Genomic DNA, 22,836 nt, shown 5'->3' with positions numbered 1-22,836 from the left:
ACGGACCACTGCAATAAATGACCCGAATTTCGCATATCGAACTGGACGACAGCAACCTGCCGCCTCCAACCCCGGAGATTGAGCAGGAGCGCAAAGTAGCGATCTTCGACCTGCTCGAAGAGAACTCGTTTGCATTGCCGCAGCGGGATGACCGTGTCGTCCCCGAAGGTCCCTATCGCGTGCAGTTGTCGATACGGGACAAGCGGCTGGTTTTCGACATTGAGACCGAGGCCAGCGAAAAGGCGGCCGAGTTCCATCTGTCGCTTGGACCCTTCCGTCAGGTAGTCAAAGACTATTTCCAGATTTGCGAAAGCTACTTCAACGCGGTCAAGACCCTGCCACCCAGCCAGATCGAGACCATAGACATGGCCCGCCGCGGTATCCACAACGAAGGCAGCCGCGTTCTTCAGGAAAGGTTGGGAGGGAAGGCCGAGATCGACACCGATACTGCCCGTCGCCTGTTCACGCTGATCTGCGTGCTGCATTTCGGGGGGTGACGGGTGAAGCCTTTGCCGCAGTCGGTCCTGTTTTGTTGTGACCACAACTCGGTCCGTTCGCCCATGGCCGAAGGCATCATGAAGAAATTCTATGGCACCGGAACCTATGTTCAGTCCGCCGGTGTGCATAACGACCTTGAGATTGACGGGTTCTGCATCGCCGCCTGTCAGGAAATCGACGTGGAACTGTCCCGCCACCGGTCGCGTTCATTCGACGAGATGGAAGAGTGGGGTGATGATCTCAGTTCGTTCGACCTGATCGTGGCGCTTTCGCCCGCCAGTCAGCGAAAGGCGCTGGAACTGACGCGGTTTTTTCACCTCGATGTCGATTATTGGCCAATAATGGACCCTACCGGACTGGGCGAAACGCGGGAAGAAAAGTTACATCACTATCGACAGACCCGCGATCAGATCATCAAGCATCTGAAAGACTGCTGGGGTGAACCAATGGAGTGATCATGAACCCGACCGTCAAGACCTATTTCGATGCCTTCAATGCCGGTGATGTGGACGGAATGTTGGCTTGTCTGTCCGAAGATGTGGCGCACCACGTCAACGAAGGCCAGATTCGCGTTGGCAAGGAAAAGTTTGCGGCGTTCTGCGCTCACATGAACCGCTGCTACAAGGAAAACCTGACTGACATCGTGGTATTCGAAGCCGAAGGCGGCACCCGCGCAGCAGCAGAGTTCATCGTGAACGGCACCTATCTGGAAACCGACGAAGGGCTGCCCGAGGCCCACGGTCAAACCTATCGTCTGCCTGCCGGATCGTTCTTTGACCTGAAGGGTGGCAAGATCACTCGCGTCACCACTTTCTACAACCTTGCCGATTGGACCAAGCAGGTTTCGAATGGCTAAGGTCAACGACATCCGTGCGCTAACCGGATCGGCTCTGGAGGGCGCGCTGGACGATGTGGCGCGTTTGCGGATCGAAGTGTTTCACGCCTGGCCGTATCTGTATGACGGCGACCTCGAATATGAACGCAAGTACCTGCAATCCTACCGCGACAGTGACCGGGCAATCGTGGTTGGCGCGTTTGATGGCGACCGCCTGGTCGGTGCTTCGACCGGAGCGCCACTGACCGATCATGCCGATGATTTTGCTGCCGCGTTCGAAGGCGCGGGCCTGAAACTCGACGACATCTTCTATTGCGCGGAATCCGTTTTGTTACCGGATTATCGCGGACAGGGAGTGGGGCATAAGTTCTTTGACCTGCGAGAAGCACATGCGCGCCGCCTGGGTTTCTCAAAATGTGCCTTTTGCGGCGTGCAGCGCCCAGCGGATCACCCGATGCGGCCGAAAAACTATAGGCCTCTCGATGCCTTTTGGCGGGCGCGGGGATATGAACCGATGGATGGTGTCGTCGCGCAGTTTTCCTGGAAGGACCTTGGCGAAGTCGAGGAGACATCGAAACCGTTGCAGTTCTGGATCAGGGACATTTAGCGCCCAATTCTGCTCTTTCATCCCACAGGGCAGGCGATCAAAATCAGAAATTATGATATGGTGGTGCTTTCCATGGGGGATTGCACGATGAAGAGATATGTAATCGAACGTGACCTGCCCGGAGTAGGCAGAATGTCAGGCGATGAGCTCAGCGGAGCTTCGGCGAAGTCGAACGAGGCGTTGGAAAAAATTCCTGGTGTTCAATGGCAGCATTCTTATGTCGCAGGCGATAAGACCTTCTGCATCTATTTGGCGGAAAACGAGGATGCGATTCACAAGCATGCGGAGCTGAGCGGGTTTCCGGCCACCACGATCACTGAAATTACCACGATTATCGATCCGACCACGGCGCGTTAAACGGGCTGTACACTCCTGCGTGCGCGTGGCTAATGTCCTTCAGATTGTGCACACGGGGACAGCAGGATGAAAATCGCCACCGCCGCCTATCCACTGGACTGGCTCGACAGCTGGGCGCAATACGAAGACAAACTGGCTGGCTGGGTTTCTGAAGCGGTCGGGCAGGGGGCCGATCTGCTGGTCTTCCCCGAATACGGTGCAATGGAGGTGTCGACCCTTGACGGACCCGAGGCGGCTGGCGATCTGGAGCGTTCTATTCACGCGGTTTCTGATCGGATGGAGGATGTGCAAGATGTGCATATCCGCCTCGCACAAGAGTACAAAACTCATATTCTGGGTGCGTCGGCCCCTGTGGTGGCTGGACCGAGGCGCCCTGTAAACCGCGCTGCGATTTACGGACCTGACGGTGCGCATGATCATCAGGACAAACAGATCATGACACGCTTCGAACGCGAGTCGTGGGATATCGCCCCCGGCGGTCCGCTCAAACTGTTCGACACAACGTTGGGAAAGATTGGCGTTCTGATCTGCTATGACAGCGAGTTCCCCTTGCTGGGTCGCGCGCTGTGCGAGGCTGATCTGATTCTTGTCCCGTCCTGCACTGAGGCGCTTTCGGGATATTGGCGTGTTCGGATAGGTGCAATGTCACGCGCGCTGGAAAATCAATGCGTTACGGTCATGGCATCTTTGGTCGGCGACAATGAATGGTCAGAAGCGGTGGACATGAATACCGGAACCGGAGGTATTTTTGGCCCGCCCGACAAGGGTTTTCCGCAAACCGGAGTACTGGCCGAAGGCAGTTTGAACCAACCAGGCTGGACCTACGCCGAGGTCGACCCCGCCGCCATCGCCAATGTCCGCGCGGATGGGCATGTGCTGAACCGCACCCACTGGGCCGAGCAGGATCCCAGAGTCAATTCGGTCACAAAGTGCCGACTTTAGGTGATTCCGCCCTTGAAATAGGGCCAAAATAGGCTCATTTAAGCCCACATCCCCGTAGATTCTGCGGGTGCAACGTAATGATGGAGACAACATGGCCAAGGAAGATACGCTCGAATTTCCCGGTGTCGTGAAGGAACTCCTGCCTAATGCGACGTTTCGGGTCGAGCTGGAAAACGGCCATGAAATCATCGCACATACGGCAGGCAAGATGCGCAAGAACCGCATCCGTGTTCTGGCCGGCGACAAGGTTCAGGTCGAGATGACCCCTTACGATCTGACCAAGGGTCGGATCAACTACCGCTTCAAGTAACGCCCAACCCAATGGCGTTTATTCTGGGATCAGGCAGCCCAAGACGGCTGGACCTGTTGGCGCAGCTTGGCGTCATACCCGACGCAATTCGTGCGCCAGACATTGATGAAACGCCATTGAAAGGGGAACTGCCCGCCCCCTATTGCAGTCGTATCACCCGCTCAAAAGTACATGCGGTTCAGGCAGATAGCGACGACATCACGCTGTGCGCGGATACCACCGTAGCGATGGGTCGCCGCATTCTGGGCAAACCTGCTGACGTCGGTCAGGCAGCCGAATTTCTACTTGCATTGTCGGGGCGCCGACATCGGGTCATCACCTCGGTCGCGGTACGGCGCGGTGACAGGGTTTTGCAGCGCGACGTGGTCTCACAGGTCAGGATCAAACGCCTGTCGGACACCGAGATCAACGCCTACCTGGCCACTGGTGACTGGCAGGGCAAAGCCGGTGCATACGCCATTCAGGGCCCCGCGGGGGCTTTCATTCCCTGGATTTCGGGGTCGTTCACCGGCATTGTCGGTCTGCCCCTTTCCGAAACCGCAGCCTTGCTGCAAGGCATCGGTTACCCATTGTATCGCGAGGCATCATGAAGGGTCGCACTGTCGTTCTGGACCATATTCAAGGCCGCGAAGCGGCTGCTCTGATGGTCGACGGTGTTTTGGAGGACTTTCTGATCGCTGCCGATGCGCCGCCACCTGGTACCATCTATCGCGCCCGCGCGGACAGGCCAGTGAAAGGGCAGGGCGGAATGTTTCTGACCACGCCTGACGGCCCGGCATTCCTTCGTCAGGTCAAGGGGCTGGCTCAGGGCTCCTTACTTCTTGTGCAGGTAACCGGCTATGCCGAATCCGGCAAAGCGATCCCGGTGACCAGCCGCATTCTGTTCAAAAGCCGATATGCCATCGTGACCCCGGATGCGCCCGGCCTGAATATCTCGCGCAGCATCCGTGACGAAGATATGCGTGACCGGTTGCTGGAAATCGCGCATGAGCAGATGAGTGACAGTCCCTATGGCCTGATCCTTCGATCCTGTTGCCAGAGTGCCGACGAGGACGAAATCGCCGAGGATATCGTGGCCATGCGAGCGCAGGCCGAGCAGGTCATGAATGATCCCGGCACAGACCCGGAAACGCTGAGCGATGGAGACGGACCACATATCCTGGCGTGGCGCGACTGGACCGAACCGGCCGAGGTCGCGACCGCTGCAGGCAGTTTTGAAATGCACGGAATTCTGGATGCGCTGGAAACAGTCAGGGGCGTAGCAGAACCGCTGCCCGGGGGTGGGCACCTGTACATCCAGCCAACGCGCGCCCTTGTGGCCGTCGACGTGAACACCGGCAGCGACAGTTCGCTTGCAGCCGGGACCAAGGCCAATTTCGCCTGCGCAAAGGTGCTGCCCCGGGCACTTCGCGTGCGCGGTCTGGGCGGTCAGATCACCCTCGACCTGGCGCCAATGCCCAAGAAAGACCGTCGCGGCTTTGAGTCTGCGTTGCGGTCGGCTTTCAAATCTGATCCTGAAGAGACAATTATGGCCGGCTGGACGCCGCTCGGGCACTATGAGTTGCAACGCAAACGCGGTCGTATCTCCTTGGCGGAGGTGTTGAAATGAGCTGCCCAATCTGCGGAGAAGACACACAGCATTCCTTTCGCCCGTTCTGTTCAAAACGGTGTGCCGATATTGATTTGGCCAAGTGGCTGAACGGCTCCTATGCAGTACCATCGCAGCGTGAAGACGAGGCAGAGGCCGAGCTGGATCATGAAGAATCCAAACCATCCCTCCCGCATTGAAAAAATGTCAAAAACCCTCTGGACACTGCGGAGTGCAAGTCATAGAAGGCCTCCACCCAACGGCAAACACCGTTCCCGTGCCCGGGTAGCTCAGGGGTAGAGCAGTGGATTGAAAATCCTCGTGTCGGTGGTTCGATTCCGCCCCCGGGCACCACTTAAATACCTGAAATTACTCGGTTTATGTTCCATTCTTCAACCTCCGTTGTATCAGGTTTGACGTTTCGTTCTAAGGTTTGACACTCTTTGAGCGCCGCTGGTTTTCTTTTTCCAAAGTCGCCACGGTCTCGCGATTTTTGTCTGCAAGGTTCGCCGACCTTGAATAGTGGCGCGCCATTGATGGGGTTTTCTGGCCAAGAAGGTCCGCAATGCGCCGTTCGTCTAGCCCCGCTTCGCGCAAGGTGGTTGCTACGGTATGTCGTAGGCCTTTGAGAGTTAGCCCTGGAGCGATTAAACCCTCTTTTTGCAATTCCTTCTTGAAACGGTGCCACACAGTGGAGAACCCGTTGTATGTCCACGCCTCGCCGCGTGAACTGCACAGAACAGTTTCAGCGTCATGACTTGGGATACTGTTGAGGGCTACCTGAAGGGTAGGGCTGACTGGAATCGCAACTTCCTCGCCAGTCTTACCGCGCGAAGCCCAAATAGTTCCGCCATCGATCTGATTCTTACGCAACTTCAAAGCGTCGGATGGGTCTAGGCCGGTATTCATCATTAAGGCCAAGGCGACCCGCATGTGCGGTTTTGCGCGATTTAGAACAATACTTCGCTCTTCCGTACTCCAAGGGCGGTTCGCATAAGCCAGATCGCGGGGGCGACGCTTCGGAATTACATCCTTGGCATAGTTAGCGTCGATACGACCTTTCGGGATATTGTGGCGGAAGACCTCGCTCAATAGCGTCCTCACCATGTTTGCACGTCGCCACCCGATTTTGTTGGCGGCTTTGTCGTGTATCCCAGCAATTAACGGGGTGTCGATAAACTGAACTGGCGTGTTCTTGATCGGTTCGAGGAAGGCGGCGCATTTTCTATAATCGCTGCGCGTAGTTTCAGCCAGATTTCGAAAATGTTCGGTCTCGAAGTAAGTACTAATGAGCTGCGAAAGAGTCCCTGCCTTTGGTTCTTTGGAAGCTTGGGCTTCAGCGATTGCGCGAATCTTCTCACATTCGGCAAAGAACTCGGCAGATCCAAGCGGAGTCTTTAGAAGATCGATTTTGTGTCCGGTAATTCGATGATAGCAACGCTGTCGACCATGGCGATCCTTGAAAATCTTGAAACCCTTGACGCGTATTTTTGTCATCAAAGGCGGTCCAAGATATTGTCGCGTGTTTCCGTAGTTAACCCGGATTTTACGCGGTCGATCCAATGGTCAATATCCCTACGATCCCAAAGAAGAGTGCCTCGCTTGAGTTCGACAGGTTGAACCGGGCAGGCTGCTTTGAAGTGCTTAAGCGGCAGTCCGGTGTAGCTTGCAGCCTCTGATTGCTTCAACATTCTTTTGTCGATCACGCTGATATTGAGATTAGTGGTAGCCATTGCACCTACTCGGAATAGATTTTTTTGTTGGTAGCTACATCAAGGTTTTGGCCGTCTGTTGCTTTAATTTTAGTCGCGCTTTTTTGGAAACGCTCCCAACCGCTCATCGTAAGCATTCTAGTTTTGGCTGAAATCTCGACAAATTCTAGACGCCCCCCGTTGATGAGTGCACGAATTTGCGCAGGACTGAGGCCAACAATTTTGCTTAGTTGTTTGGGCGAAAACAAACGTTCGTGTTCCAAAATTACCTCCTTTTGAAGTAGTTGCGTAGAATCTCTTGTCTTACTCAATCCGGCATGATGAGATGCAAAACAAGCAGAAAAGCGTCATTTTGTGCATATACGCAAAAAATGACACAGTAGTCAAATGGCAATCGTAATGGCGAAAAAAACGTCAGATCTCTTTGTGGGTGTAGGTGCGCGCCTTGCGATCACTCGGAATGAGTTGGGGCTTTCCCAAACAGAGATGGCAAAGCAGACTGGTGTGTCGCTGCGCGCTTACCACAGCTATGAAAAAGGTGAGCGAGGCCTGCCTATCGAAGCCTTGATAAGACTTCATGAGAAGTTCAACTCAGATATTGCTTGGATACTGGTGGGAACCAAAGTGGCACGTGTAGAGCACGACATCGCAGCGCTTGAGTCCTTTCAGACTTCGCTGGATGAGTACCTTTCTGAGAATGAGATTAGTGTTCGGAGCGAGAAACGCGGAGCAATTACCGCTAGGTGGTACAAGTCATTTTTAGAAGGCAAGGAAATCGCTCTGGACGACGTCCACACATGGATAGAGCTGTTAAGGGAATGAAAATGTTTGAAATACCTTCCGCGTCGTGGAAACGACAAGCGATTACGTTCCATGAGCGAAATCTCAAACAAATTAAGCGGCTAGCAGAACCGCTTTATCGTGTTTTCTTATTGTCAGCCGTAACACTGGTCGCTTGTAGCGGTAAGATCTACTTCTTGCCTTGGCTGCCTACGACTGAGTTTCAGCTCTATTCAATCGTTGTTTCCACATTTTTGGTGTTTGCGTCATCGATGGCACTGGTGGTCCCCGCACTCCTTCACCTAAGACAAGAGCGTGAGATCGAAAAGATATCTCAAAGTCGTGTTTCACGGCGATAAGCGCCAAGAATTTGTCTCCGCATAGAATACGTACTTCTATTCAAACTTAAGAAGAACCCAAATGAGTGAACCCAGCGCAAAAGAAATAATCGCAGAGGAGCTTCGCAAGGAGCATCCTGACTGGAGATTAGTCGAACGTTTGAGCCGTGGAGAACTTTGGCAAGACGAGTCCAACGTGAGGTTTTCGGTCGACGCCGGGCATATTCAACGATTGGGAAATGAGCTCGTCGGAAAAAAAGACACCGCTTTATCTGAACTGATCAAAAATGCCTACGATGCAGACGCAACAGAAGTGACTTTGTCTTTCAGCAACGCCAAGGCCAAGGGCGGAACACTTACGATCTCAGATAATGGTACGGGGATGAGCATCCATACAATTCGTAACAGTTGGATGCGAATTTCCACGGATAACAAAGTAGAACACCCGTTTTCACAAAAATATACGCGCCGTCGGGCTGGACGAAAGGGTATCGGGCGCTTTGCTGTGCAAAGACTTGCTGAGAAGCTGGAATTGCGAACCTATCCAGAGGGGGAAGCGCAGGGATACATTGTGGCCTTTAACTGGGATGAAGAGTTCATAGCAGGGCGGGATTTGAATGACGTTTTCAATCAAGTACGCGTTGTTCCAAACGAGGAAGGAAAGGTTGGAACAGAGCTAACTATGCGCTGCCTCCGCGACTCTTGGCCTCCCAGCGCGATGTCCAAAGTATGGAAGACTGTGCTATTACTACAGCCTCCTTTCCAAATTGCCCAGGTATCGGGAAAGGCTGAAGGTCGGCTAGGCGATCCAGGTTTTAAAGTGCAGGTCAGTGGGGGCGTTGACGACCAAGAAACAAACTTCTCAATCGAGAAAAGCTTTCTGAATCAGGCTATTGCTGAAATCGATGCAACCATAGATGAAGAAGGAAAAGCGATTGTTTCAGTGAGCTCCAAGAAGCTTGCCCTCCACGATAGTCAAGAATTCGAGGAAAAGTTCTCACTTGTTGGAAAGCTATCACTTTCCTCTAAGTACTTCATTTATTCTCCAGGCGTCCTTTCAGGGATGACCCAAAGGGACGCCACAAACATGGGGCGGAGATTCGGTGGTATCCGAGTGTACCGAAACGGATTCAGAGTTCTTCCTTATGGAGAGCCGTCAGATGACTGGCTAGGAATGGATTCTGCGGCAGGGCGCCGCGAGTTTTTGGCACCCGGCAACAATAGCAACTTCTTTGGGCAGGTCACTATAGACAGTGACAACAATCCTTTGCTTGACGAAACAGCCAGTCGAGAGGGGCTTCAAGAAAACGAAGCATTTGAAGAGCTGCAAGTGTTCGCAAAAAAAGCGCTTGTTTGGGCGATTACCCGAGTTGCCGCGCACCGTGAAAGAAAGCAAACGTCTTCTCAAACCGGCTTTGTTTCGAAGCATCGCCCTCCATCTGAATCTATCCGTGACGCTATCGAGATTTATGAGAACAGTGTTGCACGTGAGGAAAAGGAACCTGAAACGGAAGGGGAAAAGAACTCTTCATCAGTTGTCGCTGAGAAATCTCATGACCAGGATTTGCTAGGGGCGCTTATCACTGCGGAGCAAGACGCTAAGGCGGCCGAAGAAGAAATGGAGCGTCAGCGAGCGGCTTCCTTGCAATACGAAGCGATGTTGCGCCTACTTGCTTCTCTGGGGCTTTCTATAAGTGTTTTTGGTCATGAAGTTAAAGGTTCTCGTGAAGCGATTAGAGCGCGATTGCAGCTAATTGAAGACGAAATCGCCTTGCTACCTGATGGTAGTGAAAAGAACGAGCTTGAGCGGGAACTTGAGCAGCTTAGTGCTGCTACTCGACGCTTATTTGATATAGGAGGCTACATCTCTGGGCTTATGTCAAAAACAGAAAGCCGCGAATTGAAAGAACTGTCGGTACACGGTGCCTTGGAACGGTTCAGCGAGCAATTTAAGAGCTACATGGCTAAACAACAGGTTGAATTCGATCCCATTGTAGTAAGTCCGTCGAACCTTCGAACTTGTGAAATGCATGCAAGCGAACTGGACTCGGTACTCCTCAATTTTTTGACTAACTCAATAAAATCAATGAAGAAAGCCAAGGCACCCAAACGACGCATTCGACTAGATGCAAGAAAAGATGCTCGCCATGTAGTAATTGGATTTGAAGATAACGGCGTTGGGATACCTGAAGAACAACAAACGCTGATCTTCGACGCATTCTACACCACGACGTTAACCGCCGAAGAGGACGAACTTGCGGGCCCAGGAACAGGGCTAGGCCTCAAAATTGTCTCTGACATAGCTCAGAGTTACGGCGGCAGTGTTTCCGTGGTGGAACCGAGCGAGGGTTATAACTGTCGGATAGAATTTAGAATTTTGCACAACGAGGCTGAATGATGAGCTACAATGGGTTCTTCATAGACGATAATGAAACCGAGTCTGTATACGCTAAAACTCTGTCAACTCGAGGTGTGCTCGATCTTACCTACCTGCCTCCAGAGCAAGTAAGTCGCCAGTCGAAGTATGTTTTCGAGCAGAGACCAGACATGCTTGTCGTTGATTTTCGACTAGATGAGGACAGTGCCCTAGACCCGAGCGATACTTACAAGGGAAGTGTTATGGCGCAGCAGGTTCGTGACTGCGCGACAGCATCTCCGGAACACGACTTTCCAATTGTTTTGGTCTCATCGGAAGACAAGATTAGGGAACAGTTTGATCCCGATCTAACGTCGCATGACTTGTTCGATAAAGTCTTTTCTAAGGAAGAGGTAAATGATCGGAGAGATGAAATCCGTTCCGTTCTGCTGAGTTTGTGTGAAGGATATGAACAGCTCCGATCGAAAGTAGGATCCTACGACCTACTGGAGTTAACGTGCTTAGACAAAGATGAAGACTATGTCGTTGACTACCAAGACCTGACCCTTGCTCTTCGACGCGCGACTGCCCCACATCAAGTGGCCGCTATTTTCTTGAACCAACTCATTGGGCGGACGGGGCTGTTGTTGGATATCAACGAGGCTTGTGCCCGCCTAGGCGTGTCTCAGAGCGAAGGAAACGTAATTGCAAAGCACCTCATTGAATCTGGAGTAGGGTATTGTGGAATATTCTCTTCCGGCTGGGTCCGTTTCTGGGCGCATCGGCTGGACGCGCATTCTGAACAGCTCTTTGGTCAGCGAGCTACCGGTATCCCTGCTCGCCAACGTGCAGTGCGACTTTCTGAAGTTTTGGGCAAAGAACTAAAACCAGCAATGTCACCTTGGACTGGTAAAGATGACGAATTAATCGCATTTTCCTGCGCTTGCTGTTCTGATGGAACGGAAATGCGGCACTCTGTTGGTGTTTTCGAAATGAATTCGTTCAGTTTTTCTGTTCGGCGTCGAATTTGTTGGAGATGCATTCACACGGATCGTTACTTGGATACCCAACCTAGCTTCGAAATCGATGTTTCCGACGAAAGCATCGTCGAAGAAGTAAAGAAGCTTCAATTTCCTGGGTAAGACTCATGACAGATATTAAGGCTGTGGACGCTGGATCAGCGTTGCACACGATTGCGCAAAAACTCAATGATGCAAAGGTGATCGAGCCAGAGGGGCAGAACGCGCTGATGAGGGTTGCTCGTGAACTAAAGTCAAAAAAACGAAGTAAAGTTTGGCCGTTGGAAGTTGATCGTCATGACCCGGTGCGTTTTCGACCTGGGAAAACTTCAGATAAGAAAACCGTACGACCGCGAATAGACTTTGCGAAGATTCAAGTTAACCAAAGCCATAAGACACAGCCACCTTTCGATTGTTTTGATCTTGCAATTGTGTTGGAGGGGGAAAACGGAGAGCCTTTATCGCGTTGGCATATCGATCAGGCCAATGACCAAGGTGGGTATTTTCAAACGGGACCACTTTTCCATCTCCAATTCGGTGGACGAAATAGTGGTTATGATCGCGCCGATGACCATCCAGTGAAAGAGCCAAGATGGTGTCATCCACCTATGGAACTTGCTCTTGCAAGCGAGATGATAGTTGCAAATTTCTTCGAAGATGCGTGGTTTAACTTAAGGCAAGATCCTAGCTGGTGCACCAGCATCCACCTTTTTCAAAAACTCTGCTACGAGGCATACTTGGAGCGATTGCAGCAGTGCCTTAGTGCGCCCAGAGGATCTACCATTCTGAATGACGTATGGGCCGCAAACTGGCAATGAAAACTGGACTTGTGCAACACTCAGCGCTGTCTGTTCATGCGAAGCTGCCTTAACCCAGACTTCAAGACACCAGCTTGTGTGGGAACGCAACCAACATCTAAAGCTTCCAGAATCACATGGTCAGCCACCTGGCTGGCTTCGTCAAAGTCTCCGGCGCGTAAAAAAGCGTCCGCTCTTTGAAACGCCGATGTGATTTTGGCATGATGTAAGGGTGGCAATAGTACTCCGATGGCCTCAGCTTCTCGTGGCTCATGCTTCAAAGCGCCTGATCCGTACGAGCGGCCTGCGATTTCGGCAGAAATTTGAGAAAACGTTGAAATAGTCGTCAGCGACAGAAGTTTTTTTTGTGTATCAGAAAGACTTTGGGTGAAATAAGCCCGGTGAATTGAGTTTGTACAATTCACTCTAGCTGTGTTTAGAACAAGTCTAGGGCCATTGTGCTGCATAACCGGGAAAAACGCATCTGGTATTGCGCCGTCGTCGGTCAGGCACCATGAAGCTCTCTTCTTGAAGGTCGAACACTTGGCTATTTCTTCTTCTGGATAAGATGCTAAGTAGTTCTGGATTTTAGCAGGCGCTTCATCGAGGCTGGGCGCACTTACTAGATAAGCTTTTGCTCCATCTTCTCGCATTGAGACGACATCATTTGGAGTAAGAGCGGCTCCATTAACAAAAGAAAATCTAGGAAGAACTGAAATGAGATGCTCTTTACAGATCTCAGCCCTTTTCCTCTCTTCCTCGTTTCTCAGGAAAAACTGATTGTTGCCTGTAACGAGTCCAATCTGGATCCTCATGAAGTCTGACAAGCGGTGGCAGTAGGAGTTGGATTCGAGCTTTTGAAATAGTTTACGAGGCGCGCCTGAGAGACAATCAATTACCGCGGATCCACACGATGATACGCCCGTGAACGAGCCTTCTCGCCAAGATTGAATTTTGTTTCCTAAGTCCCGTACTCCAGTGCAACGAACGAGGTGGATATCCTCAATACTCTGAGCTTTGATCTGATGCAGTTTTTCTTCTGCGAGTAGAACAATTGTCTTTTCTTCGGTCCCTTCCAGCAGAAACTGTCTTTCTTGCAGTTCAAACGCGCGAACCTTACCGAAGTTTGTCAGTAGATATTGTCTCAGGGATTTTGCGTAGTTGGCGTACAAAAAACTGCTTGGTAGAACCCAAGCCATACGTCCACCTTCCCTAACGTAGCGAACTGAGAGACCTACAAAGTAGGCCCAAAGGCTCGATCTCCGATCAAGAGTAAGTCCTTCCTTGTGCAGGTGCTTTAGTGCCTTTTCGCGCACCAAAGGTGAAATCTTGCGATATGGCAAATAGGGTGGGTTTCCGATAACAGCGTCAAAGCTGGACAGCCACGTATCAGGAAAGTCTTGAAGAAGGAAATCTCCTTCATGAAAACGTTCCAGATCTACTGGGCGCTCAAAAAGGTTAGCTAAGAAACCAAAAGCGTCTGGGTCAATGTCGCAGCCAAAAATTTGGTCGGTGGGCACGCTATTTTCAAAACTAGACAGCCTATCGTGAGCGGAACGAAGAAAACCGCAGCCTCCGAAACTGGGTTCCAAAACACGACATGTGGAAGACCTTATAGCCCACTCGCAAATGATGTCAGTCAGGCCTCTGTGCGTATAAAATGCCCCTAGCTCCTTCTTGCGGGCCCTTAAACTTTGATGCAAATTTTTCATTCAGGTTTGCTTTTTTCTGCTCTTTCAGAACAATCTACACTCAATTGGATGTAGGTGGAATGCCAAAACTCACATTATGTAGTGGGTGTCTTGGCGCCTAACTCTAAAATGAAAACTCAATCAAAATCCCACGATCTTAGCTAACACCTGCTTGTCCCTTTCAAAGGCCTGCCGTGCGACCGACCTAGAGTGGCCCACACAGACTCGTAACCGCATTAAGAAAGTGATCAACGCTTCGAAGCTTCGGCTACAGCTTGAACACTGATCCAATTAGGACTTCTCGTGCGTTCACTTCAAGCTCTGGTATCATGTAAAGCCCGTTTCCTCCCCAAATATTTCGCCGATAGCGGTTGCCAAAAACATCAATGAATAGGCAACGTATGTTATTGTAGTCTCCCCAAACGCCAGCGAATGCGACAAGCGGCACGTCTTTCGGCAAGAGGTCGACTTTTTCGAACGCTCTATAGTCGATGCCGCACATCCTAGCCTGCGTATAACTCATGGTGAACTTTAGATTGGATTGGCTCATTGTGGTCCTTTACAGCTATAGCGTTAGACTGAGATCTTGCTTCCGTTGATGCTCACTAAGCTCTATTTCAGCTGTATTTCTGCGTCTCTCGCTAGCTTCAAACTGGTCTGCAAGTTCTCTTCCAGCGTGGTGTAGTTCTGTTCTTCGGTCAGCAAGTCGGCCAATGTAGCTACGGACTTGAGATGTGATTTCATCAGCAGTTCGATGCACTGCGTTAAGCCATTTAGCCTGGCCTCGATCCCGGTCGTCGAGCGTTCTTCCAAATTGCGCAATTCCTTGGCGGAGGTCTCGCAAGCCGTCACCAACCGCTCGACGCACGCGAGCAAACCTCGCTCCAAGGCTGTCAGGGGTTGATCCATCTAGTTCGGCTCCACTTTCACGCAGGAAATCAAACGACTCGCCACTGTGCAGGTGCGAATGCTGGATGTCTCGGAAGGCAGGAACAGGTAAGTTGCTCCCTCGTGGGGTACCGCCTGGATGCCCAACCTCTCTAGCTGTGTCGAGGTGGCTATCGTTGAGAGTTTCCAGCTCCACAGAAAAGTCAGTCCTAAGGTTGCTGTGATCAACACCATACAGGCCGTTATCACCGCCCAAGGTGAGATCTGAATCAGGAATTTGATCTTGTCGATGTGAGTCTGCCAGGTCGTCCCGCTCCAGTCCAAAAACGCGCGGGTATCGGCTTCGATTGTATTCCGCGCGAGTGTTACACATTTTTGAATATCGCTCCTGAAGCTCTGCAATTGAGAATCCATCAAGGCGGCGTGCTCTTTTCGGATCTTGTCCAAGTCCGCGTTCAATTTCTCGCTCAGCCGGGTCGGCTTGCCAGTCGTCATGGAAAATCTCTCCTTTCAATCGCCAGCGTTCGCCTGTGTCGGGGTCTTTGGCGGTGATGTAATTTTTGCTTACGCGGGGGGTATCGAAACCTGCGTCGGTCAGAACATCGACCATGCTTGCGCGGTCGGTGATGGTGCCGATGCTGACCTGGTCTAAGATCCATTCGTGCAGTTCTTCGCGGCCCTGTGCCCTAGTTGGGGCCTCAACGGTGGCTTGAACCTCCTGTGCGCGTTCCAGATCCATCGGATCGGCCCAGTCGTGCGTCTTGTTCATTAGGTCGCGGAGACTGTCATAGGCTGACTGATAGCCAGGTGGCGCAATGTTGAGGCTTTTACCGGTTGTCAGCTCCAAACGCGGTGTACAGAAATGCAGTTCAATGCGGTCTTCGTGGCTGTGCCGGACCCAGAGCAAGTCGAATTGCTCACCGCCCATACCAGCGAAAGCCAGTTCCTCGAAGGCGTCCATAACTTCGACCTGCTGGGCTTCGGTGGGTGCATCGTCGCTGGCAAAGCTGATGACGCCCGCGCGGTAGGTCCATTGATTGCGACTAGCATCAATCAGGGCCTCGGTGCGGGCAGGATCGCCGCGCAGTACTTCGGGCAAAGGGTCGCGCGTGACCATCATAGTTTGGCCATCGGCATCGCGGATCAGATCGCGATTGGTGTCGTAGGCCAGCACCTCGCGCGCGACGAGATAGCCGACGGGACCAGCACCCGTGCCTTTGCCATTGGGGAAGAACTTGATCAGCATTGCCGTGCCCCATCGAGGATCTGGGCAAGCTGGCGTTCAATCACAACCAACTGGCGGGCGATTTCCAGCGTATCATGGTCAACCCGCCCGACCAAAAGCGCCCGGTTCACAAACCGCGCAATCTGGTTGAGGTTGCCGCCGATGCGTCCAACGGCCAGCACAAGCGCAGGATCAACGCGGGGCGCTGGCTTGCGACGGCGAGCTTCTGTCAGACGCAAGGCTTCACGCAGGAGGGTCGCGGCCGGCACAGCCGCAGCTTCGGCTTTAGCGCGAAGTTCGGCCTTTTCAGCAGCGCTGCACCGAAAGACGAATGTTTCTGTGAGTGGTGCTTTGGCGTGGGGCGTGCTCTCGCCGGTGGGGTTCGAAGGGGAGGCTTGCCACCCCTCGCAAGGTCCGGTGTCAGCAGCGTCAGCGTATGACATGGGTCGCCTTGCTCTTTGCTCAGACCGCATGGCAACGCTCCCGCTTCGAAGGTGCAAACAGGGTCCAGCCTTCGGTGAGGAGCCAGCTGCGCCATGCCGGCCACTCGTTCTTGTTCGTTGGAGGGAACCTGCCGGGGAGCCAGTAGCCGCGCTCGTTGTTTTCGATGACTTCAGGAAGTACCCGGTCGATCCAAGCACCAAACATTCGTTCGATGAACTGCTCCCATTGGCGGCAACCGAAAGACTGGCGCGAGACGAAGACGGGTTGCGCGCAGCCTACGCGCGTCGAGTCGGATGGCCCTCCATCCGGCAGATCCGGCTCAAGCGCGGGGTTTTGTTCTTTAGATGGTTCTTTCTTTATATAGGAAAGATCACCCATGCGCCCTTTGTCTGTCACGGGTGTACCCTTTCGCACTTCTGAATGGCTCATCGGTGCATCCTTTTTCTTCTGGCGAAACGGGATGATTTTTGCCGGGGAGCGAAGGTCGTATTCGGTGTGATTGCCTGCGCCACGCCCTTCAGTTCGAAACAGCCAGCCAAACTCGACAAGCTGTTTGAGGCAGCGTTTGATGGTCGCCAGCGACATTCCACCCAGGAACTCATCAAGCGTTTTTAGTGAGGGATTGAGCTGGCCGGTCCTGTCGTTAGCGAACTGTACCGAAAGCGCTGAGGCAACTGCCTTAGTTGACGAGTTGAGGTCAGCGCATTGCAGAACGGCCTTGAGCCATTCAAAGCGATTGAGCTTAGGCATTTGCGCCTCCCGCGATTGCGGTCAGGCTGTCAATTTGGTACTCTGTGCTTGCAGACAAATTTGCATTGCCGTTGAGGTGGGTGGCCGCCCCCTCAGCGGTTTTTCTTTGGGTCAGTAGCGCCGTGGATGGGTTTGACAAACGCTGGCTAAGTCTTTGATATTTGGAAGCCGGTTTGACAGCCTTTGCTGATCTAAGGTGCTGAAAATACTGATTTAGTTTTGGATTGAAAATCCTCGTGTCGGTGGTTCGATTCCGCCCCCGGGCACCATTTATTCTGAAAAAAGTTATTTTTATGAAACTTTTAGCAGAGTAAGATCGTTTTTTATCCACCCTTTTATCCACCCTTTGATGGCCGCCCGCGTGTCTATGATATCGTGGGTCCAAGCAAGAAGTGTGAAAGTGCTGGACAGAACTTTCAATTCCTATGTTTTAGGCCAGCTTTATCGCTATTAGCTTACCTCGGCGGATCGGGAGGCTCAGGTTTGTCTCTTGTTTCCCATCGTAAAGCCTCCGTTTTCCTAAACATACCGGTGGACCACTTACGCGAAGAAGGATCAATTTCCTCAAGTGTATTTGACGCTCCTCAAGCGATGCTGAAAGGCTTGCTGCCAATCGACCAAAGATTGTCGATATTGCGAACGTAAGTGTCTACCTTATCGGCGTGATCACTCACAATACCCATTAGTTCAGTTTGGTGTGGCACACCGTGCACGAGCGATTTGTCGAACATACCAAAATCCGTGTTCCACCAATCATTTTCGACTTTGCCGGCAAGCTCTTCGAATTTCTTTTGATATGCCTTGAGTTCGACTTCCGTTCCCGAATACCAAAACTTTGACGCTAGAATTGCGGTTATCCAGCCCTTACGCTCTCCAATGAACTGGACTGGGAAAAGTAGCCCATTAACGTACAGGCGCTCAATGGCTGGGATTATCCTTTGGTCGTGGTCTTCATCCCAAAGTACGGCGAAGTCATGCTGAAGGGCCTTACTGACAGGCTTGCCCGTCACATCAAACCACTCAGGAACCCGGAAGACGGAGTAATGGGTGCCTCTACCTATGTTTCCGCGCTCTTCAGGCTCGTCATAGATGCAATGCAGGATTGATGAGTAAGTTGGAGTATCGGTCATTTTCTTTCCCTTTCGAGGATAGACTGCGGGTTCCCCCGGTTGTGCACTTTGACTTCCGTTCGAAGTGCGGGTCGAGCTTCCTTTTATGACATCGTGCGCTTTGCTTCAACTAACAGCAGCACATCGGTGAAAAGTTGCATTTGGTACGAAGCTCTTTACGGTTAGGCGAGAGTGGTGATTTTTGTCGCTAGTTCCAGATAGGTTAGAGGGATGAGAAAAAATGATTTCTGACAAAATACTTGAGAAACTGGTTCCACAGGAACTGCCAAAAGAAGCGGCTCCGAGTGCATTCTGGCTAAGGGAAGGAGAGATGTCTGAGCCATCCCGACGAATTGGAGTATGGTCGGAATTACTCCGGCGTCGACTGTCGCAGATGCTTGATCGAAAAGATAGCCCAGAGTTTTTTTGGCCCCTCGCAACGACGTCTGGCTTTATTTCCACAGGAATTTTTCGAGCCCCTACTAGCGAAACAAAAATGAAATTTAGCGGGTTTCCGAAATTCGAAGGCTATCAATTTGGAGTCATGTTTCTAAGGAGTGATTTCCATTCGAAGTATGACGGGCCATATGTCGGAAGCATTGACATGGGTTTCGCCGGTTTTCGCGCGCCGGCCATTCAGATGGTAGCTGAGCTTCAAAAGCACTCGAATGCTCCCGACGGATATGTCGCAGCCACCTATTCAATGCAAGGTGAACGCCGTGGGCTTACGGCAGGTCACGTCGTGGAAGACTTTAGTAAAGGAGATGCGGTGCCTGTTTGGTGCTCAACTTGTGCGAACGAAGCAGAGCTTTACAGACTATCACCTGGTCTATTGGATACGGCTGTTGTTTCATTTCCTTGTGGTGGGCCGGATATTAACGGGACGGGTGAAGTACGCCGACCGACACAAGGAGAGCACGTGGAAGCCCACTTGGGGTTGAGCGGTAAGAAACCGGCTACAGTGATGAGTGTCCTTCAGACGTACTCACAGTTGAGAAGTGCAGCGATGCCGGAGCATTTTTTGATTGATAAACATGGTCATAAGGGAGATAGCGGTTCGCTTGTTTGCGCACAAAACCCAATTGACGAAGAGCGCGCTCTTCTTGGTGTCTATTTAGGCAAAACAGAGTGCGAAGACGAGCTTGGAACCACTTTTGATTATGGCTATGCCTTAAACATTGTGCAAGCCGCAGAGATTTCAGGTGTCGAACCAGACCAATTGAAAGGTGAATTTCATGACTGACTTCCAAGTAACAATTATTAGTTCAAAGACCGCACCACAAGGCATTGACGAGAACGTGGATCGTGAGCGTTTCCAAACTGAAAAACACGGCGGCGGGAAAAAGGCTGTAGCGAAAATCGACGAGCTTGCTGAAATATGGGATACGGTGGTGGAAAAACTCACTGCAATTGCATCAGCAACCAAGGAGAAGGTTGATGGTTCGCCCTATGAGCTGGACACAATAGAGTTCAATATTGGGATCGAGGCGGGATTGGACGTTGGCTTGGTGACGAAAGGCAATGCCTCAGTCTCAGTTGCGTTCAAGAAGAAGGCCTAGCTTGATGAGGCGAAGGTGAAGGCTTTGGGGTGCCGTCACCTTGTCGGCATCGGATGAAAATCAATCCAGATCAGGAGTTTAAACCCACCGGATGACGAGTGGCAGCGCTTCGCCCTGATCTCTTCTAATTTTGCGCCCGTCCGATGAACCCGCCGTGTTGAACCGATGCGGGAGTTGTCACGCTTTTTGGACGGTGTAACTCCACAGGAGGGGTTCGTCCAGGCAGGAGATCTTTTGATCGGCAACACAAAGCTTTGACAGCTTCAGTAACATGCAATGCTTGGTTGAAAACATCCGCTTTTGTGACTTTGTCTGTGCCACTGATCAGGGGTTTCTTTAAAAGGGTTTCTGCTATGAACCCAGGGCCGCTAATCTACACTCCACCGCCTGCACTACAAAGTCTTACAATTGCTTTCGAAGTCGTCAAATACTAGCTTGTTTATGCTAAGTATTACCGTGATGTGTTGGGTGGTTCAGCTATATGTACCTCAAACAGGCCCACTAATCTGGGGCGACGTTTCAAAGTAACAAAAGAGATGCACTCACGGCGGTTCTGAGTGATGCAACGATTCGAGCACTTAAGCCGAAGAGAAGACCGTTTAAGACCACCGATTTTGGCGGGCTTTAGATGTTCAGTTTACGTGCGGCTTGCTTTGCCTCATATTTCTTCCATAACCCCATATGTCCGTTTTGACGCGCGTTTGCGAGCCATAGCTTTTTTCGAGCATCAGGCGTTTCCAGTGATCGATATTTCCCGCCAGAGAATTTCGGCCAATCTATCGCTAGGCCAAGCTTGACCATTTCTGCGGATAGGTCACGACCATCCTCAAGATAGCATTTTGCAACAGTGCGTCCGTGGGTGTCTTGCTCGGTTATTTCGGCCCTAATTTTTTGACCTTTGCAGAGCGAAACGAGTGCCCATTTTGCCTTTTTTCCGTAGGGGTGATCCATCTCAGGAGCATCCACGCCGAACAGACGGATCTGGGTTTTCTTTATTACCAATGTATCGCCATCTACTACGTACGCTGAACCTTTTATTGTGGGTACTTCGGGTTTGGGTAACTTATGGGCTGCATCAAAGCGCTGTGGCTGCGAAGTGCGCCGTCCTTGGTTTGTGGTTAATCTTGGTCTCTCATACACACCTGACTGGTTAGGATGAGTGGTTGTGTCGCCCGGCCTGTTGCTGCGAACTGCCAAATACACTGCGCCAGCCAAAACCAAACCCAAAACTATCAAGACTCCCACGAGACAGGCCTCCAAAAGTTAGGTCAATCAATATTGTCGCACCGGATCAGGATCGACCCAAGCACACGTCCGGGTTGATTTGCTAGGGACACCTTATATTCACTCGGAGAGATGTGACTGATTTGCTTCGCTGAACGATCTCACGCCTAGGACCGCGAGACAGCCGATCTCTACTTACTTAGTTTTCCAGAATAACAACCTGAATTTCAGTTAGTCGGTGTTTTTTGCCATTCTTGGTCCTCCGTTTCCTAAACATAACGGTGGACCAGTTCAGTTGGGGAGGCTCATCAACGAGACGCACACAAAGATTACTACCGAAGAGGCTATGGCCTGCCCTGGACTTCATTACTGCACGCACCTTGGTTGCCTCGCGATTTGCCATGAAAGTCCAGAATGGGAACGTTGTGAGTGTAAAAAGCACAAAGGGATTCAGTTACCGCAAGAGTTTGGTAGCGATCCATAAGGTCCACAATAAGGAGCAGCAGGTTGAAATCGATCACGGTTTCAGACGGCGGATTAGAAGCTTGGTTGGTCTGGGCGGCATTGATCGCGGCGGTACTTTTTGTGGGCTTGGTGTTTGTCCTTATGCGACGTAAGCGTTGGGGCGGTACTAACGGGCATTGCCAGTGGAGGCGTGAGCAAACGAGCGATAGAGGTGGGCTAATCGGATGGACCTGCCGAACCTGCGGTGTAACAGCTTATTCCGGCAACACAGCCAAGCCTTTGGGCTGTCGCCGGGATACAAAAGCGCGCGGGATATAGACTTTACAATAAGGAGGGCGGAATGTTCATCTATAACGGTTTGACATTCAAAACGAGGCCTGAAGCGAAGTGGGCAGCGTTCTTTGATCGTGCGGGGTGGCGTTGGTGGACAAACCCGGTCGCGGACGGGAATTGGGCACCAGACTTTCGAGTAGAATTTGATTGCGGACATTCTGAATGCAGCGGTTCGCATTCTCTTTTGGTTTCTGTTCTTCCTTTCGATCGAATAGAAGACTTTGGTTCCCATCCTTGTTTGCAACACAGCTATGGGGCGGGAACTTCGGCCTGCGGTGGTGCTGCATTCGGGTCTTCTCCGAGAGCTACTCACTGGGAGATTGCGCACGGTGCAGGGGGCGGAGTCGAGGACGTATATCTTAGACGTCCGGACGCGGATAATTTGTGGCATCAGGCTGAAGAAGATTTGAGAGACACTCCACAATAAGGAGCGAAGTTTGGACATGGATTTTCGATGAGAGAGCCGAAGGATTTTGTGCTGCCAGGAACTGAAGACGGAGGGCCTGATAGTTATTTTGCACTTGCAACTGATTATCTGTTGGCTGCCGAGATTCTTTGGAAAAAAGAGCGCGATAGACGGCTCGTCGAAAACAACCGCTTACCTGTTGTGGCTCCTACGACGCAACTTCTCGGAATTGGTTTGGAGTTGTTCCTGAAGGGTAAGTTGCTGGAGCTTGGCTACACTCATAATCAACTACGAGACCGCGAAAAATTTGGTCATAACATCTACAAAATGTGGATGCTGCCCGAGTTTCAGTCAATGCGCGAAAAGGCTCAACAGATTGCAGTGGGATGCGTTGAGGTTAAAGATTCTCCGATACCAGATCCCGAGGTGTACACTGTCGATTGGACAATTGAGACACTCGAAAAGCTGTACGGAGGCGAAACATTTTACGCGCTGCGTTACCCGAAAGGGAAAACCAACGTTCCGTATGTTCAGCCTTTGCTTTGGATTTTGGCCGAGTTCCTAGCCAAGGGAGAGCTTTGGGAAGTTTGAAAGGTTAACAAT

27 protein-coding genes and 1 tRNA gene are annotated in these 22,836 nt (G+C 51.6%); 18 read left to right on the top strand and 10 right to left on the bottom strand.

What is annotated here, in order from left to right; all coding sequences use genetic code 11:
- The first annotated feature begins 17 nt into the window (after positions 1-17).
- From AC2TDJ_RS06545 to AC2TDJ_RS06495, 11 genes are all read left to right on the top strand, one after another.
- The gene (locus AC2TDJ_RS06545; RefSeq protein ID WP_480840442.1) at positions 18-497 is read left to right on the top strand and encodes a UPF0262 family protein; all 480 of its coding nucleotides are present in this window, start codon (positions 18-20) and stop codon (positions 495-497) included.
- A gap of 3 nt (positions 498-500) precedes the next feature.
- A complete protein-coding gene (locus AC2TDJ_RS06540) occupies positions 501-953 on the top strand; it encodes an arsenate-mycothiol transferase ArsC (protein WP_480840440.1) in 453 nt (150 codons plus the stop codon).
- Positions 954-955: 2 nt separating this feature from the next.
- Positions 956-1,354, top strand: coding sequence for a ketosteroid isomerase-related protein (locus tag AC2TDJ_RS06535; RefSeq protein WP_480840438.1), 399 nt, complete (start codon positions 956-958; stop codon positions 1,352-1,354).
- Positions 1,347-1,940, top strand: coding sequence for a GNAT family N-acetyltransferase (locus tag AC2TDJ_RS06530; RefSeq protein WP_480840435.1), 594 nt, complete (start codon positions 1,347-1,349; stop codon positions 1,938-1,940). The genes AC2TDJ_RS06535 and AC2TDJ_RS06530 overlap by 8 nt, the downstream gene beginning before the upstream one ends.
- An 87-nt stretch (positions 1,941-2,027) precedes the next feature.
- Positions 2,028-2,297 carry a DUF4242 domain-containing protein gene (locus AC2TDJ_RS06525; protein ID WP_480840433.1) on the top strand — a complete coding sequence of 90 codons (270 nt, stop codon included), beginning with the start codon at positions 2,028-2,030 and terminating at the stop codon, positions 2,295-2,297.
- 66 nt (positions 2,298-2,363) lie between these two features.
- A complete protein-coding gene (locus AC2TDJ_RS06520; RefSeq protein WP_480840431.1) occupies positions 2,364-3,239 on the top strand; it encodes a carbon-nitrogen hydrolase family protein in 876 nt (291 codons plus the stop codon).
- A gap of 91 nt (positions 3,240-3,330) precedes the next feature.
- Entirely contained in the window at positions 3,331-3,549 is a 219-nt protein-coding gene (gene infA / locus AC2TDJ_RS06515; protein WP_005978431.1) for a translation initiation factor IF-1, read from the top strand.
- An 11-nt stretch (positions 3,550-3,560) separates the two neighbouring features.
- Positions 3,561-4,139 carry a Maf family protein gene (locus AC2TDJ_RS06510; protein ID WP_480840429.1) on the top strand — a complete coding sequence of 193 codons (579 nt, stop codon included), beginning with the start codon at positions 3,561-3,563 and terminating at the stop codon, positions 4,137-4,139.
- On the top strand, positions 4,136-5,158 hold the full coding sequence (locus AC2TDJ_RS06505) for a ribonuclease E/G (RefSeq protein WP_480840427.1): 1,023 nt from the start codon (positions 4,136-4,138) through the stop codon (positions 5,156-5,158). Before AC2TDJ_RS06510 ends, AC2TDJ_RS06505 begins: the two co-directional genes overlap by 4 nt.
- On the top strand, positions 5,155-5,337 hold the full coding sequence (locus AC2TDJ_RS06500) for a DNA gyrase inhibitor YacG (RefSeq protein WP_480840425.1): 183 nt from the start codon (positions 5,155-5,157) through the stop codon (positions 5,335-5,337). Before AC2TDJ_RS06505 ends, AC2TDJ_RS06500 begins: the two co-directional genes overlap by 4 nt.
- 79 nt (positions 5,338-5,416) lie before the next feature.
- Positions 5,417-5,491, top strand: a tRNA-Phe gene (locus AC2TDJ_RS06495).
- Positions 5,492-5,563: 72 nt separating this feature from the next.
- Here AC2TDJ_RS06495 and AC2TDJ_RS06490 read toward each other — a convergent pair.
- The 3 genes from AC2TDJ_RS06490 to AC2TDJ_RS06480 are packed head-to-tail and all read right to left on the bottom strand — an operon-like array spanning position 5,564 to position 7,112.
- Positions 5,564-6,634: a tyrosine-type recombinase/integrase gene (locus tag AC2TDJ_RS06490; protein ID WP_480840423.1), complete on the bottom strand. Its 1,071-nt coding sequence runs from the start codon at positions 6,632-6,634 to the stop codon at positions 5,564-5,566.
- Positions 6,634-6,870, bottom strand: a complete 237-nt coding sequence (locus AC2TDJ_RS06485) for a hypothetical protein (RefSeq protein ID WP_480840421.1) — start codon at positions 6,868-6,870, stop codon at positions 6,634-6,636. The genes AC2TDJ_RS06490 and AC2TDJ_RS06485 overlap by 1 nt, the downstream gene beginning before the upstream one ends.
- 5 nt (positions 6,871-6,875) lie before the next feature.
- Positions 6,876-7,112, bottom strand: a complete 237-nt coding sequence (locus AC2TDJ_RS06480; protein WP_480840419.1) for a hypothetical protein — start codon at positions 7,110-7,112, stop codon at positions 6,876-6,878.
- Positions 7,113-7,236: 124 nt separating this feature from the next.
- Here AC2TDJ_RS06480 and AC2TDJ_RS06475 point away from each other — a divergent pair, with 124 nt between their 5' ends.
- The 4 genes from AC2TDJ_RS06475 to AC2TDJ_RS06460 all read left to right on the top strand — a co-directional run bounded on the left by AC2TDJ_RS06475 (position 7,237) and on the right by AC2TDJ_RS06460 (position 12,160).
- Positions 7,237-7,671, top strand: a complete 435-nt coding sequence (locus AC2TDJ_RS06475; protein ID WP_480840417.1) for a helix-turn-helix domain-containing protein — start codon at positions 7,237-7,239, stop codon at positions 7,669-7,671.
- Positions 7,672-8,049: 378 nt separating this feature from the next.
- Positions 8,050-10,365 carry a sensor histidine kinase gene (locus AC2TDJ_RS06470; RefSeq protein WP_480840415.1) on the top strand — a complete coding sequence of 772 codons (2,316 nt, stop codon included), beginning with the start codon at positions 8,050-8,052 and terminating at the stop codon, positions 10,363-10,365.
- On the top strand, positions 10,365-11,465 hold the full coding sequence (locus AC2TDJ_RS06465) for a hypothetical protein (RefSeq protein ID WP_480840413.1): 1,101 nt from the start codon (positions 10,365-10,367) through the stop codon (positions 11,463-11,465). Before AC2TDJ_RS06470 ends, AC2TDJ_RS06465 begins: the two co-directional genes overlap by 1 nt.
- 5 nt (positions 11,466-11,470) lie before the next feature.
- On the top strand, positions 11,471-12,160 hold the full coding sequence (locus AC2TDJ_RS06460; RefSeq protein ID WP_480840411.1) for a hypothetical protein: 690 nt from the start codon (positions 11,471-11,473) through the stop codon (positions 12,158-12,160).
- A gap of 20 nt (positions 12,161-12,180) precedes the next feature.
- Here AC2TDJ_RS06460 and AC2TDJ_RS06455 read toward each other — a convergent pair whose 3' ends face one another.
- From AC2TDJ_RS06455 to AC2TDJ_RS06430, 6 genes are all read right to left on the bottom strand, one after another.
- Positions 12,181-13,851 (bottom strand): HsdM family class I SAM-dependent methyltransferase, encoded by a 1,671-nt coding sequence (locus tag AC2TDJ_RS06455; RefSeq protein WP_480840409.1) that lies wholly within the window; start codon positions 13,849-13,851, stop codon positions 12,181-12,183.
- 544 nt (positions 13,852-14,395) lie between these two features.
- Complete coding sequence (locus AC2TDJ_RS06450; protein ID WP_480840407.1) at positions 14,396-15,964, bottom strand: relaxase/mobilization nuclease domain-containing protein; 1,569 nt, start codon at positions 15,962-15,964, stop codon at positions 14,396-14,398.
- Positions 15,958-16,386, bottom strand: coding sequence for a plasmid mobilization protein (locus AC2TDJ_RS06445; protein ID WP_480840405.1), 429 nt, complete (start codon positions 16,384-16,386; stop codon positions 15,958-15,960). The genes AC2TDJ_RS06450 and AC2TDJ_RS06445 overlap by 7 nt, the downstream gene beginning before the upstream one ends.
- Positions 16,387-16,405: 19 nt before the next feature.
- On the bottom strand, positions 16,406-17,137 hold the full coding sequence (locus tag AC2TDJ_RS06440) for a helix-turn-helix domain-containing protein (RefSeq protein WP_480840403.1): 732 nt from the start codon (positions 17,135-17,137) through the stop codon (positions 16,406-16,408).
- Entirely contained in the window at positions 17,130-17,468 is a 339-nt protein-coding gene (locus AC2TDJ_RS06435) for a hypothetical protein (protein ID WP_480840401.1), read from the bottom strand. The genes AC2TDJ_RS06440 and AC2TDJ_RS06435 overlap by 8 nt, the downstream gene beginning before the upstream one ends.
- A 253-nt stretch (positions 17,469-17,721) precedes the next feature.
- Positions 17,722-18,267: a hypothetical protein gene (locus AC2TDJ_RS06430; RefSeq protein WP_480840399.1), complete on the bottom strand. Its 546-nt coding sequence runs from the start codon at positions 18,265-18,267 to the stop codon at positions 17,722-17,724.
- Positions 18,268-18,487: 220 nt separating this feature from the next.
- On the opposite strand from AC2TDJ_RS06430, the gene AC2TDJ_RS06425 reads away from it, so the two are divergent.
- Together AC2TDJ_RS06425 and AC2TDJ_RS06420 are read left to right on the top strand one after the other, a co-directional pair.
- Positions 18,488-19,489, top strand: coding sequence for a hypothetical protein (locus AC2TDJ_RS06425; RefSeq protein WP_480840397.1), 1,002 nt, complete (start codon positions 18,488-18,490; stop codon positions 19,487-19,489).
- On the top strand, positions 19,482-19,805 hold the full coding sequence (locus AC2TDJ_RS06420) for a hypothetical protein (RefSeq protein ID WP_480840395.1): 324 nt from the start codon (positions 19,482-19,484) through the stop codon (positions 19,803-19,805). The genes AC2TDJ_RS06425 and AC2TDJ_RS06420 overlap by 8 nt, the downstream gene beginning before the upstream one ends.
- 624 nt (positions 19,806-20,429) lie before the next feature.
- On the opposite strand, the gene AC2TDJ_RS06415 is transcribed toward AC2TDJ_RS06420, so the two are convergent.
- Positions 20,430-21,050: a thermonuclease family protein gene (locus AC2TDJ_RS06415; protein WP_480840393.1), complete on the bottom strand. Its 621-nt coding sequence runs from the start codon at positions 21,048-21,050 to the stop codon at positions 20,430-20,432.
- A 1,231-nt stretch (positions 21,051-22,281) separates the two neighbouring features.
- Between AC2TDJ_RS06415 and AC2TDJ_RS06410 the strand changes: the two genes are divergently transcribed.
- Positions 22,282-22,824, top strand: coding sequence for a hypothetical protein (locus AC2TDJ_RS06410; RefSeq protein ID WP_480840391.1), 543 nt, complete (start codon positions 22,282-22,284; stop codon positions 22,822-22,824).
- Positions 22,825-22,836: the final 12 nt, after the last annotated feature.

It is taken from the genome of Ruegeria sp. HKCCD6647-2, from assembly GCF_057221075.1.
This window is presented reverse-complemented; position numbering and strand designations above follow the sequence as displayed.

Bases quoted from the DNA above. Each gene is read 5' to 3' on its own strand.
- AC2TDJ_RS06545 (WP_480840442.1), top strand. From the start codon at position 18: ATGACCCGAATTTCGCATATCGAACTGGACGACAGCAACCTGCCGCCT.
- AC2TDJ_RS06535 (WP_480840438.1), top strand. From the start codon at position 956: ATGAACCCGACCGTCAAGACCTATTTCGATGCCTTCAATGCCGGTGAT.
- AC2TDJ_RS06530 (WP_480840435.1), top strand. From the start codon at position 1,347: ATGGCTAAGGTCAACGACATCCGTGCGCTAACCGGATCGGCTCTGGAG.
- AC2TDJ_RS06525 (WP_480840433.1), top strand. From the start codon at position 2,028: ATGAAGAGATATGTAATCGAACGTGACCTGCCCGGAGTAGGCAGAATG.
- AC2TDJ_RS06520 (WP_480840431.1), top strand. From the start codon at position 2,364: ATGAAAATCGCCACCGCCGCCTATCCACTGGACTGGCTCGACAGCTGG.
- infA (WP_005978431.1), top strand. From the start codon at position 3,331: ATGGCCAAGGAAGATACGCTCGAATTTCCCGGTGTCGTGAAGGAACTC.
- AC2TDJ_RS06510 (WP_480840429.1), top strand. From the start codon at position 3,561: ATGGCGTTTATTCTGGGATCAGGCAGCCCAAGACGGCTGGACCTGTTG.
- AC2TDJ_RS06505 (WP_480840427.1), top strand. From the start codon at position 4,136: ATGAAGGGTCGCACTGTCGTTCTGGACCATATTCAAGGCCGCGAAGCG.
- AC2TDJ_RS06500 (WP_480840425.1), top strand. From the start codon at position 5,155: ATGAGCTGCCCAATCTGCGGAGAAGACACACAGCATTCCTTTCGCCCG.
- AC2TDJ_RS06490 (WP_480840423.1), bottom strand. From the start codon at position 6,634: ATGACAAAAATACGCGTCAAGGGTTTCAAGATTTTCAAGGATCGCCAT.
- AC2TDJ_RS06485 (WP_480840421.1), bottom strand. From the start codon at position 6,870: ATGGCTACCACTAATCTCAATATCAGCGTGATCGACAAAAGAATGTTG.
- AC2TDJ_RS06475 (WP_480840417.1), top strand. From the start codon at position 7,237: ATGGCAATCGTAATGGCGAAAAAAACGTCAGATCTCTTTGTGGGTGTA.
- AC2TDJ_RS06470 (WP_480840415.1), top strand. From the start codon at position 8,050: ATGAGTGAACCCAGCGCAAAAGAAATAATCGCAGAGGAGCTTCGCAAG.
- AC2TDJ_RS06465 (WP_480840413.1), top strand. From the start codon at position 10,365: ATGAGCTACAATGGGTTCTTCATAGACGATAATGAAACCGAGTCTGTA.
- AC2TDJ_RS06460 (WP_480840411.1), top strand. From the start codon at position 11,471: ATGACAGATATTAAGGCTGTGGACGCTGGATCAGCGTTGCACACGATT.
- AC2TDJ_RS06455 (WP_480840409.1), bottom strand. From the start codon at position 13,851: ATGAAAAATTTGCATCAAAGTTTAAGGGCCCGCAAGAAGGAGCTAGGG.
- AC2TDJ_RS06450 (WP_480840407.1), bottom strand. From the start codon at position 15,964: ATGCTGATCAAGTTCTTCCCCAATGGCAAAGGCACGGGTGCTGGTCCC.
- AC2TDJ_RS06445 (WP_480840405.1), bottom strand. From the start codon at position 16,386: ATGTCATACGCTGACGCTGCTGACACCGGACCTTGCGAGGGGTGGCAA.
- AC2TDJ_RS06440 (WP_480840403.1), bottom strand. From the start codon at position 17,137: ATGCCTAAGCTCAATCGCTTTGAATGGCTCAAGGCCGTTCTGCAATGC.
- AC2TDJ_RS06430 (WP_480840399.1), bottom strand. From the start codon at position 18,267: ATGACCGATACTCCAACTTACTCATCAATCCTGCATTGCATCTATGAC.
- AC2TDJ_RS06425 (WP_480840397.1), top strand. From the start codon at position 18,488: ATGATTTCTGACAAAATACTTGAGAAACTGGTTCCACAGGAACTGCCA.
- AC2TDJ_RS06420 (WP_480840395.1), top strand. From the start codon at position 19,482: ATGACTGACTTCCAAGTAACAATTATTAGTTCAAAGACCGCACCACAA.
- AC2TDJ_RS06410 (WP_480840391.1), top strand. From the start codon at position 22,282: ATGAGAGAGCCGAAGGATTTTGTGCTGCCAGGAACTGAAGACGGAGGG.